The organism is Bartonella grahamii ATCC 700132 (genome assembly GCF_000518085.1).
GTDB classification, from domain to species: Bacteria; Pseudomonadota; Alphaproteobacteria; order Rhizobiales; family Rhizobiaceae; genus Bartonella; species Bartonella grahamii.
The window spans coordinates 1-11372 of sequence record NZ_JACX01000031.1 but is presented as its reverse complement, the minus strand read 5'-3'; the positions used below and the strand labels follow the sequence as shown (position 1 = coordinate 11372).

Annotated in this window: 10 protein-coding genes and 2 pseudogenes; 11 read left to right on the top strand and 1 reads right to left on the bottom strand. The window is 38.0% G+C overall.

Annotated features, from left to right (window positions below):
* From U736_RS0107890 to U736_RS11215, 11 genes and pseudogenes are all read left to right on the top strand, one after another.
* The coding region (locus tag U736_RS0107890; protein WP_026500605.1) for a YadA-like family protein at window positions 1-1118 on the top strand (1118 nt) is incomplete at its 5' end.
* 694 nt (window positions 1119-1812) lie between these two features.
* On the top strand, window positions 1813-2043 hold the full coding sequence (locus tag U736_RS0107885) for a hypothetical protein (RefSeq protein WP_143711771.1): 231 nt from the start codon (window positions 1813-1815) through the stop codon (window positions 2041-2043).
* Between the two features lie 110 nt (window positions 2044-2153).
* Window positions 2154-2426, top strand: a complete 273-nt coding sequence (locus U736_RS0107880; RefSeq protein WP_026500603.1) for a hypothetical protein — start codon at window positions 2154-2156, stop codon at window positions 2424-2426.
* Between the two features lie 25 nt (window positions 2427-2451).
* Window positions 2452-2679 (top strand): annotated as a pseudogene (locus U736_RS13200) (hypothetical protein); the annotation flags it as partial.
* A 324-nt stretch (window positions 2680-3003) separates the two neighbouring features.
* The gene (locus tag U736_RS0107875) at window positions 3004-3318 is read left to right on the top strand and encodes a hypothetical protein (protein ID WP_026500602.1); all 315 of its coding nucleotides are present in this window, start codon (window positions 3004-3006) and stop codon (window positions 3316-3318) included.
* A gap of 168 nt (window positions 3319-3486) precedes the next feature.
* Window positions 3487-3681: a hypothetical protein gene (locus U736_RS0107870; RefSeq protein WP_026500601.1), complete on the top strand. Its 195-nt coding sequence runs from the start codon at window positions 3487-3489 to the stop codon at window positions 3679-3681.
* 312 nt (window positions 3682-3993) lie between these two features.
* Window positions 3994-4278 (top strand): hypothetical protein, encoded by a 285-nt coding sequence (locus tag U736_RS0107865; RefSeq protein WP_155915006.1) that lies wholly within the window; start codon window positions 3994-3996, stop codon window positions 4276-4278.
* Window positions 4266-4724 (top strand): annotated as a pseudogene (locus U736_RS12285) (YadA-like family protein); the annotation flags it as partial. The gene U736_RS0107865 and the pseudogene U736_RS12285, both read left to right, overlap by 13 nt.
* Before the next feature lie 813 nt (window positions 4725-5537).
* Entirely contained in the window at window positions 5538-5912 is a 375-nt protein-coding gene (locus U736_RS13095; RefSeq protein WP_342515736.1) for a hypothetical protein, read from the top strand.
* Between the two features lie 42 nt (window positions 5913-5954).
* Window positions 5955-6506: a hypothetical protein gene (locus tag U736_RS13090; protein WP_051406055.1), complete on the top strand. Its 552-nt coding sequence runs from the start codon at window positions 5955-5957 to the stop codon at window positions 6504-6506.
* A gap of 9 nt (window positions 6507-6515) precedes the next feature.
* Window positions 6516-10928 (top strand): Vomp family autotransporter, encoded by a 4413-nt coding sequence (locus U736_RS11215; RefSeq protein ID WP_051406054.1) that lies wholly within the window; start codon window positions 6516-6518, stop codon window positions 10926-10928.
* Between the two features lie 79 nt (window positions 10929-11007).
* Here U736_RS11215 and U736_RS13195 read toward each other — a convergent pair whose 3' ends face one another.
* Complete coding sequence (locus U736_RS13195) at window positions 11008-11223, bottom strand: hypothetical protein (RefSeq protein ID WP_026500598.1); 216 nt, start codon at window positions 11221-11223, stop codon at window positions 11008-11010.
* Window positions 11224-11372: the final 149 nt, after the last annotated feature.

Sequence of the window (11372 nt, the reverse complement as noted above, 5' to 3'; positions counted from 1 at the left end):
TGTTGTGGAGTGATGATGCGGGTGCGTTTGTAGCACAGCATGAGAAGGAAGGTAAAAAGGACAACAGCAAGATCACGTTCCTTGCGGAAGGAAAGATATCAGAAGATTCGACGGATGCGATTAATGGAGGTCAGATTTATACTCTACAACAGAGCTTTGCCTCATATTTTGGTGGAGGAGCAGGTTATGATAAGGAAGGAAACTGGCAAGGACCGAAATTCTACGTTCAGGTTTTCAATGAGGATGGTACGAAAGGTGATAAAGAGGAGCGTAATAATGTCTCTGAAGCATTTGATGTTGTTAATGACAGCATGAGCACTATCAACGATCGTATAAAAGAAGTTGAAAAGGATGTTTCTTCTAATGGTCTGAATTGGAATGAAGAAAAAGGAAGCTATGATGCCTCTCACGCTGATGATCAGGGCGTTAAGAGCCCCAGTAAGATTATCAATGTAGAGGACGGTAAGGTGGACAAAGATTCCAAAGAAGCTGTTAATGGCGGTCAGCTTTGGGAAACCCAGCAGATGATTACAGATCAGGTCAAGGATATTGAAACTAAAGTTACGGAGGGATCTGTACAATATGATAGAGATAAAAAAACAGGTGAAAAGACCAATAAAGTTACATTAGTTGGTGGAGATGACAGCTCTCCAGTGTTAATAGACAATGTAGCGGATGGAAAGATTGAAAAGGATTCGAAAGAAGCTGTTAATGGAGGTCAGTTACATGATTACACAGAACAGCAGATGAAGACGGTTCTTGAAAATGCAAAGAAATATACGGATGATCAAGTCAATAGTCTTGTCAATAATGGCGTTAATGAGGCTAATTCGTATACGGATATGAAGTTTGAGACATTAAGTTACGCTGTTGAGGATGTTCGGAAAGAGGCAAGACAAGCAGCAGCTGTTGGTTTGGCGGTAGCTGGTTTACGCTATAGTGATATTCCTGGAAAATTAACACTCGCATTTGGTAGTGGTTTATGGCGTAGTCAATCCGCGTTTGCTGTTGGGGCTGGTTATACTTCAGAGAACGGTGATATTGGTTCCAACTTGTCAATTACCACTTCTGGAGGTCACTGGGGTATAAGTGCAGGGGTTAATGTGATACTCAACTAATAAACGACTGAATCCATAAAATTGATTTGCCTTTTTCTTATTTAAGAAAAGGGCAAATTTTTTACCTTCTTCCAGAGCCCTCTAAAGCTATTCTAAATGTACAAAACTCCCGTAATTATATAAAATCCGAATATAAAAAGCTTATTACAACTTTTGTTGAGAATAAAAGACCTTAGTGGCAAAGATTCAAAAAATGATTACTATTTTTTTGATAATTAGGTAATGAGGTTATTGCTCTATCTTGTTATTTTGATTTATTAAAGTTCATAAAGCAATGTGAGTACGAATAGACCCTTTATTAAAAAGAGACAGTTTTAGCTTTTATTTTCGTGTAGTGTTAAACCTATGTTTTATATTGGTATCGTTATAATTTTTCATTGAAATTCTTGTTGTTTAAATGACAAATTATCTTAAGAATAGAATAGTTAAAAATATTATGTTTTTTAATCATTTTCCTTTTTTGTAGCTTCATAGTAAAATTTTAATTTCTCCAAATTGTTTTAACCTAATTACGAGTATGAAAAGCAAATAGTGCAAATTCTTACAATTCAAAATATGTCTTTTTTATGTTTTAGGCATGGTTTTTGTTGAGGGTTTGTTATGAAAAAATTATTGAATCATATTCAAGGGGAATAGCTCAAGTTTTTGGCGTTTATTTTATCGGTTGTTTGTAGCAACGTTTTCATTGGGAGTTGTGATAGTTGTTTTTTTATCGAATGCTATTCCTGTTTTGGCGAAAAAAATTGATATAATAGAACAGCTGCTTTTAGCCATGGCAAAAGCAGCAAAGAGCTATTCTCAAGGAAAAATGCTCCTTTCTGCGCATGCTAACTCTAACAGTATTGGGGCTCTCTCAAAAGGTTTTGATTTATTAAAAGCAAGTTATTTAACAGCACTTAATACAGCACAGCAATGGCACCAATAGTAGATGATTCTACAGATGATAGTGGCTATATCAATTTTCTCGTTAATACGCTTTCTATTAAGAGTAAGGATGGTTTTAGTGAGAGATTTCTTCCCGATCTGTAATTGGTTATGAACAATAACTCTACAATTACAATGAGTTCTGAAAACAACGAAGATGCAAGGATTATCGATGGATCTGACACCTTGCGACATGATTTCATTACAAGAATGCAACGATTTACAGGTATGCAACGTATTCCAAACACAAGTATTGCTTTAGGTAGTGGAACGCAAGCGGAAAAAGAATGGAGCGTTACTGTAGGCAATATGGCTCACGCTTTGGGGAAAAGCAGTGTCGCAATAGGTGGTGAATATAATATAGAAGAGCGAATATGGAGATAATAATTATACAACTACGAAGAGTGATTATTCAATAGCTATAGGAGCCGTTTCTAAAGCCCTAGGGTATGGTTCGATTGCTCTTGGGTGCATATGCATTTGCTCAAGAAGCTATTTTATAGGCTTCTATTCAAAAGAAAATGGGGTTGGAAGTATCGTTTTAGGTTCCTATTCTAACGTGACGGTTGATGATGGGCGGGGGTGTGTTACTATCAGAAACAACTCTGTGCCTAGTAGAGCTGCTGGCGTTTTTTGAGGATACGTTTCTTCTGCAATGACCGGCCAAAAACACCGAATCTCAATAGAAAAGTACGAAAGGTGAAGTGAGTATTGGTGTTTCTAGTAAGAACATAACGCGACAAATTATAGGCGTAGCAGCTGGTAGCAAACCTGCCGATGCAGTGAACCTTAGATAGTTGCAGGATTTAGAAGAAGTCGTAAGAAAAAAGGTTGGAAACTGTCTATTGCTGGTGAGGCAGCTAAAGATGTGGATGCTAGATAATACAATAAATTTTCATCCGGAGGAAGTAACTTCAGGGTTAAAAGAGATAAGGACAATGAAAATAAGCTCATATTTGGTTTGGCTAATGACATAGCATTGAAAAGCATAACATTAGGAGAGAAAACAAAAGCAGATGCAGTAGGCTTAGTAATTACGGATGTCCCGCAAATAACTACCGGTAGTATTAATGCGGCAAGTAAAAAAGTAACAAATATTGCAGAAGGAAATCGTAATACTGATGCAGTGAATTTTTCACAACTGAAGGAAATAAAAGAACAAGTAGCAGTGAGTATTTTTGTAAAACAGGATACCGCAATGAAACACATTACCATTGGTAAGGATATAAATGGTGATAAATCGATATTGCGAATAAAAGTGATAAATTACGGATAATTTCTGGTGTTAAGAAAGCAGAGAGAGATAAAGCATCAATGATGCTGTTAATAAAAAACAGCTTGAAGAAAGTTTAGAGAAACTTGCTAATGATTCTACTGTTGTTCATTATGATAAAGCAAATAATGAAAATGGCACTATTAATGGGGCACTATTAATTATGAAGGTGTGACTTTTGGAAAAACTATAGTTCCCGCTGCACTTCATACTGTAGCAAATAAAGTTACGGAAAATTCCACTGATGTTGTCAATGGTAGTCAGCTTTATTCATTGGGTGATAAAGTTGCGAAATCTTTAGGTAGTGGAGCATATTTTAGCGACGGTATTTTTACAGCTCCCACTTATAAATTATCATCAGCTTGATGAAAAAGGTACGGTAATAGAGAAATCATATAGCCACTCTAACTTATTTTACAGGCCTTGATGACAATATCAAGAATATAAATAATCGTATTAAAGAAGTCTCTGAGGAGGTGTGCAGGATTCTTTATCATGGAGCACAAAGGATCAAGCTTTTGTTGCAAAACATGGAGAGAAGTAAGAAAACAGCAAGATCACATTCCTTTCGACAGGAGCTATTACAAAGAGTTCCACGGATTCTGTGACGGGATGGAAAACGTTATTCACTAAATCAAACGCTTGCAAAATATTTTGGCGGTGGTGCTAGATATGAGAATGAAGAATGGACAGCACCAAATTTCAAGCTATAGAACCTTTGAAGAGAACAGCTATGATAATATTGCAGCAGCTTTTGCTGGCATAAATAGTGTTTTCGCGAAGCTTCATAATGAAATTTCTGGCAACATCGAGAAAAATGCTTTGTTATGGAGTAATGAAGCAGGGGCATTTGTGGCTCGGCATGGAAAAGACGAAAAAAAAGCTATAACGATATTGCTAATGCATTTAATGCAGGTCGTGGCGTTGATAAGAATAAGAAGGCGAGTAAGATTATCAATGTAGAGGGTGGAAAGGTAGAAGAAGGTTCGAAAGAAGCCGTAAATGGTGATCAGTTACATGATTATACGAAAAAGCAGACAGATACGATTCTTGATAAAGCGAAAGAATATACGGATGAGAAAGTGTCTAATATTGTAAAGGATGGTGTTAAAGAGGTTTATTCGTATACGGATATGAAGTTTGTAACGTTAAGTTATGCTGTTGAGGATGTTAGGAAAGAGGCAAGACAAGCAGCAGCGATTGGTTTAGCAGTGTCTAATTTAAGTTATGATGATACTCTTGGAAAAATCAGTCTATCATTTGGTGGTGGTTTATGGCGCAGTCAATCCGCATTTGCTATTGGCGCTGGTTATATGTCTGAAAGTGGAAGAGTTCGCTCAAATATATCATTAACGAGTGCCGGAGGTCAGTGGGGGATAGGTACAGGACTGAGAGCAATAGTGAATTGACAATAAACAAATTCTAACCATTAACTTTATTAACATTTTGTTTTTATTGCTCTTAATGAGAGATGGGAGAGTATAGTAGGCGCGCGCATGAGATACCGTTACGGTGAACATAAGCAGCAATTAACATGAGTTAGAATATTTGAAGCATTAAGATATGATATTAAGACAGTTCAGAACGAAGTAAGACAGACGGCCTCTGTTGATTTAGCAGTATCGAATTTAAGTCATGAAGATACCCTTGGTCTTTAAGCGTTTCATTTGGTACGGATGCATTGGAGTAGTCCATCCGTCTTTGCTATCAGAGCTGGGTTATATGTCAGAAGATGGAAAAATCCGCTCCAATCTCTCCGCAACGAGTTCTGGTGGTCATTAGGGTGTAGGTGTTAGGCTTAATTTAGCACTGAACTAATAAGCAAAAAACTTTTCTTAAATATGCTCTTTGCCCTTGCCTCATCAAAGCAGGGGTATTTTAGTAAAAAGCTTTCATAAATCTTCTAATGAAATAAAAAATCTTATTCACGAAAAATAAACTGATGCCTAAGCGGATGATCAATAGGCACAAAAATTATACCTCTTTCAAAGAGGTCAAAGCTAAAAACGACGCACAACCTTTGATAGAAAAATGAGATCCATTCTAATATTAAGTATTTTTTTACCTTCCTTAAATTGACTTTCACAAACCGGCTTCTAATTACCCTTTAAAGGCGCTGTAGCAATAACAGCTTATGTCTTAATTTTATTTGTGTCCTAAAACACGCTGTACAAGCAGGAACACGCAAGGGAAATAAGAAAGCTCTAGAGCATACCTTTTTTGTGTTTTTAATCTGTTATTATGAAGGGGGTATTATGAAAAAATATTCAACATCAAATTCGATTAAAGTGGTTTCATTGGGAACAGTTATAGCGACGCTCTTGTCGAGTGTTTCTCCTGTGGTTGCTGCAAATCTTGCGATAACAGGTGATAAAGTTCAAAGTTCAAGTGGTCCTAGCGTGTCTTATCAATACGCTAGCCATGGCAGTATTGTATTAGCTGGCGATAATGATAACTGTGGTGTGTTTAATGTTGTTGATCGTGGTGGAAGCAATCAAGGTACTGATAAACAAATCACTGCAGAGGAACTATATGAAAGAGTTTCTACGAATAAAGAGATTAATGGCAAGCGTCCTTTTAACTGGGCGAAGGATTAGCTTAATTGGGGTGGTGATGGTCTGACCGCTACCGGGGCGTATATGGGAAAAGCAACCGGTGGTCTTTCAAATGTTATGCCTGAAGCTTATGGTGTGTTTTCTTTTGCAACTGGGTGTGGATCTTCCGCAACGGGGCATTATTCAACAGCATTTGGAGCGGGTGCAACTGCAAAGCGTGGGGGAGCACAAGCCTTTGGTATTGGTGCACTTGCAGGTGAACAAGCAAGTATTGCTATAGGGGTTGCGTCTGAAGCAGTAGCAAGCAATACGATTGCTATTGGTGGGCTTGCAAAAGCAAAAGGCGTTGATAGTATTGCATTCGGTAACAAATCACTTGCAGATGGACAACAAGCAATTGCTATAGGTTATGGTGCTCAAGCTCAAACAGATCTTTCGATAGCGATTGGTTTAGATGCAAGAGCGACTGAGCGTGAGGGTGTTGCTCTTGGAAGTGAGTCTATAGCTGATGTTGCTGCTGGCGCTATCGGTTATGATCCTTACATTAAAGGTCCTTCACAGTCTGACAACTTTGTATGGAAAAGTACGTTAGGTGCAGTGAGTGTTGGTGATGTTAAAACAGGGGAAACACGCTAGATTGTAGGAGTGGCAGCTGGTACTGAATTGCATGATGCCGTTAATGTTGCACAGCTAAAAACGTTACAATCATACGTAGACCAAGGTTGGACACTATCTGTTGGAGGTGAAAATGCTAAAGCCGTTGGTATAAAAGATACTGTAGATTTGTCGGCTGCAAGTGACAACCTTAAAATTACAAAAGGTGCGGAAAACAATAATGTACAATTTGATCTAGCTAAGAATATTACAGTAGCAAGTGTCACTGCAGGGAACGCCTCTATGAGTAATGATGGCATTATGTTTGCTGATGGGGCTAGAATAACTGTGGATGGTATTGATGCTGGCAATAAACAGATTACAGGAGTGAAAGCTGGGGTAGACCCTTATGATGCAGTGAATTTTGCGCAGCTACAAGAGATAAAAAATCAGATAGAAGGAAATAGTTTTGTTAAGCAAGATGGTGGAGAAGAAGGTCGTATCACCATTGGTATGGCAACAGGTGGTTCTGAAATCAATGTTGCAAACAAATCGGGTGAAGATAGGATAATTTCCGGTGTGAAGGCTGCAGTAAACAATAACGACGCTGTTAATAAACAACAGCTCGATGGTCAGATTGCAGATGTTGTTGACACCATAAAAAGCAATAGCCTTGTTAAGCGAGAAGAAGAGACAAATCGTATTACTATCGGTAAGAATATAGAAGGCACAGAGATTAATATTGCAAACAAATCAGGTGATGCTCGTACAATTTCCGGTGTGAAAGAAGCAGTTAATGATGATGAAGCTGTTAATAAAAAACAACTTGATGGTGAAATTGCAGATATCACGGACAGTATTAAGGTCATTAAAGAAGCAAATAGCTTTGCGGTTCTTTATGATAAAAATGCAGATGGCACCATTAATTATAATAGTGTGACTTTGGGTGGTGATAAGACTACGGCACCAGTTGCTCTCCATAATGTACAAGATGGTGCAATTTCCCAAGATTCGCATGATGCGATCAATGGTAGCCAGATTGAAAAAATATATCGAAGTGTAGCAGCCATTTTTGGTGGTGATGCGGACTTTCACGACGGTATCTTGTTTGGTCCGCACTATCATTTATCGCAAATTTCTGAAAATGGTGTAGCAGTAAATAAGGACCATTTTGATGTTGGTTCTGCTTTGACAGGGCTTGATGATAATATCAACAATGTGAATAGCCGCTTAACACATGTAGCCAATGAATTTACTCAGAAAATTGAGGGTGTCTCTAAAGATTCTCTGTTGTGGAGCAAGGAAGAAGAGGCATTTGTAGCACAGCATGGAGAGGGAAAAACCAATAGCAAAATTAAATTTCTTGCCAATGGAGATATTTCTGAAGATTCAACGGATGCTGTAAATGGTTCGCAGCTCTTTGAGACCAATCAGACAGTTGCTAACACCAATCAGACAGTTGTTAATTTAGTTACGGCTTTTAATGGGGCAAATAAGAATATATCAAGTTATTTGGGCGGTGGTGCAGATGTGGTTGCTAATAAAGCACCAACCTATACGATTCAGAACACTGAATATCACGATGTGGGTTCTGCTTTTAGTTCTGTCAATAATTCTATCACGAATATCCAAAATCAGATTACGGATGCAACGAAAAATAGCCTCGTTAAACAGGAAGGAGATGCAGGTCGTATCACCATTGGTATGGCAACAGGTGGTACTGAAATCAATGTTGCGAACAAATCGGGTGATGCTCGTATAATTTCCGGTGTGAAGGCAGCTGTTGCGAACAATGAAGCTGTTAATAAAGAACAGCTTGATAAAAGTATAGAGAAGATTTCTAAGGATATTAATCTCACAACTGCTGCTGCAGTTCTCTACGATAAAGAAAATGGTGCCGTTAATTATGGTAGTATAACTTTAGGTGGCGATAAAAATAAAGAGCCAGTAGCTCTCCTTAATGTCAAAGCTGGTACAATTGCTAAAAATTCGCATGATGCGATCAATGGCAGTCAGATTGAAAAAATATCTGGAGATATTGCAAACTATTTTGGTGGGGATGCCTCATTCGAGAATGGTAACTTTAAAGGACCACAGTATAATTTATCTACAGTTTCTGCGGATGGTGAGGTGGTTCAGAAAATCTTTACTGATGTTGGTTCAGCTTTGAGTGGGCTTGATGCAAATGTAAAGAATGTGAATACCCATCTGACAAATGTGACAAATGATTTTACACAACAAATCAATAATATTACTCAAGAAGTTAAAGGCGACGCCTTGTTGTGGAGTAATGATGAGAAAGCATTTGTAGCACAGCATGGAGAGGGAAAAACCAATAGCAAAATTAAGTTTCTTGCTAATGGAGACATTTCTGCTAATTCAACGGATGCTGTAAATGGTTCGCAGCTCTTTACGACTAATCAGAATATTGCCACTGTTACGAATAATCTGACAACAATTTCTCAAAATATATCGAAGTATTTTGGTGGTGGTGCAGATGTGTCTAACGGTAAGGCTCCCACCTACACTATTCAGGGCAAATCACATAATGATTTTGAATCTGCTTTTAGTACTGTTGATAATTCTATCACGAATATCCAAAATCAGATTACGAATGCGACGAAAAATAGCCTTGTCAAGCAGGAAGGAGATGCAGATACTATCACTGTTGGTAAAGCAACAGGTGGGACTGAAATCAATGTTGCGAACAAATCAGGTGGTGCTCGTACAATTTCCGGTGTGAAGGCAGCAGTTAATAATGATGAAGCTGTTAATAAAGAACAACTGGATGGCCGTATAGCAGATATTAGTAACAGTATTAATAACATTAGAGAGGGAAGTGCTTTTGCAGTTCTCTACGATAAAAATGCAAATGGTACTGTCAATTATAACAGTGTGTCTTTGGGCGGCAATAAGAGTCAAGGACCAGTTGCACTCCTTAATGTCAAAGATGGCAAAATTGCTGAAGATTCAACCGATGCAGTAAATGGGGACCAAATTAATAAAATCTCTCAAGATATAGCAAACTATTTTGGTGGTGATGCCGAATTTGTCGATGGTGATTTTTGGGGACCGGAGTATAATTTATCTACAGTTTCTGCGAATGGTAAGGTGGTTCAGAAAACCTTTGAAAATGTTGGTGACGCTTTGAGTGGTCTTGATGCAAATGTAAAGAATGTGAATGATCATTTAACAAATGTGACAAATGATTTTACACAAAAAATCAATAATATTACACAAGAAGTTAAAGGCGACGCCTTGTTGTGGAGTAATGATGAACAGGCATTTGTAGCGCAGCATGGAGAGGAAAGAACCAATAGCAAAATTAAGTTTCTTGCTAATGGAGATATTTCTGCTAACTCAACGGATGCTGTAAATGGTTCGCAACTTTATTTGATGAGCAACCAATTGGCTACGTATTTTGGTGGTGGCGCTGGCTATAATAATGGACAATGGACCGCTCCTACTTTCAAGATAGCACAATTCAATAATGATGGTAGTTCTGGTGAGAAGAAGACCTATCATGACGTTGCCGGTGCTTTTGACGGCGTAAGTGAGAGTATGTCCAAGATAAACAATCGCATTCAAAATGTTGAAAACAATGTTTCGTTCAATGGTTTAAATTGGAATGAGCAGAAAAAAGCCTATGACGCTAGCCATGATGGTCAACCAAGTAAGATTATCAATGTAGAAAATGGTAAAATTGTAGAAGGTTCAAAAGATGCAGTCAATGGCGGACAGCTTTGGGAGACCAACGAACGTATCACTGGCGTTGAAAAAGATGTTAAGCATCTTACCAACAGAGTCGACAATATTTCCACTACGGTTACGGATATGGGTGAAACGGTTTTCCATATTGAAAACAGAGTTGATAATATTGAAAACACGGTTAATAATCTTTCTGATGGCGCAGTTAACTATGATAAAGATGCTGATGGTAAAAAGACCAATAAGATCACTCTAAAAGGTGGGAATGAAAGCGAACCTGTTATGATTGATAATGTTGCGGATGGTCGTATTGAACAAGGTTCGAAAGAAGCTGTAAATGGTGGTCAACTACATGACTACACTGAACAGCAGATGAAGATCATTCTCGATGAATCGAAGCACTACACAGATCAACGGATAAATAATATCAGGATTGATGCTATTGATGGTGCTGTTGATCGGGCTAACCAATATACAGATATGAAGTTTAATATTTTAAGTTATGACATTAAGAGTGTACGCAAAGAGGCAAGGCAAGCAGCCGCCGTTGGTCTAGCAGTATCCAACCTACGTTACTTCGACGAACCAGGATCTTTGAGTGTCTCATTTGGTAGCGGCGCATGGCGTGGACAATCCGCATTTGCTCTTGGAGCTGGTTATACATCTGAAAACGGAAAAATTCGCTCTAATCTCTCTGCCACGAGTGCTGGTGGTCATTGGGGAATAGGTGGAGCAATCACTCTGAAAATAAAATAATAGGAACAACGAAAACTGAACAAAATATTCACCCTTATTGATTGAAATAAGGGTAATTTTTTTTAAGACGCTACAGTATTTATCTAGAGATAAGCATAATATTTAATACATATACAAGATCACCAAAAGCAGCTGAATTATCTCCTTTGCTCTGCGCATTCAAACCTACAGCAATAGAACTTAGCCTCTCCGCAGTAGCCGATGGACCTAAAGCAACAGATGAGGCTATAAACTTTGAGATTTTATAGAAGCTTTTTCTATATTTTTGTTGAAAAAAGATCACAGTAGAATCCATATTGCTAAAAAGTCATATTTTTATGTTGCTATTTTCTTGAACAGTCTATAGTGATGCGGAAATGTATATTAGTAAGACTCATTTTGATAAAATAACTTTCAAAGGGGGGATAAGTAGTGCGTGAAGATAGAAGGTACATCACAAGACCG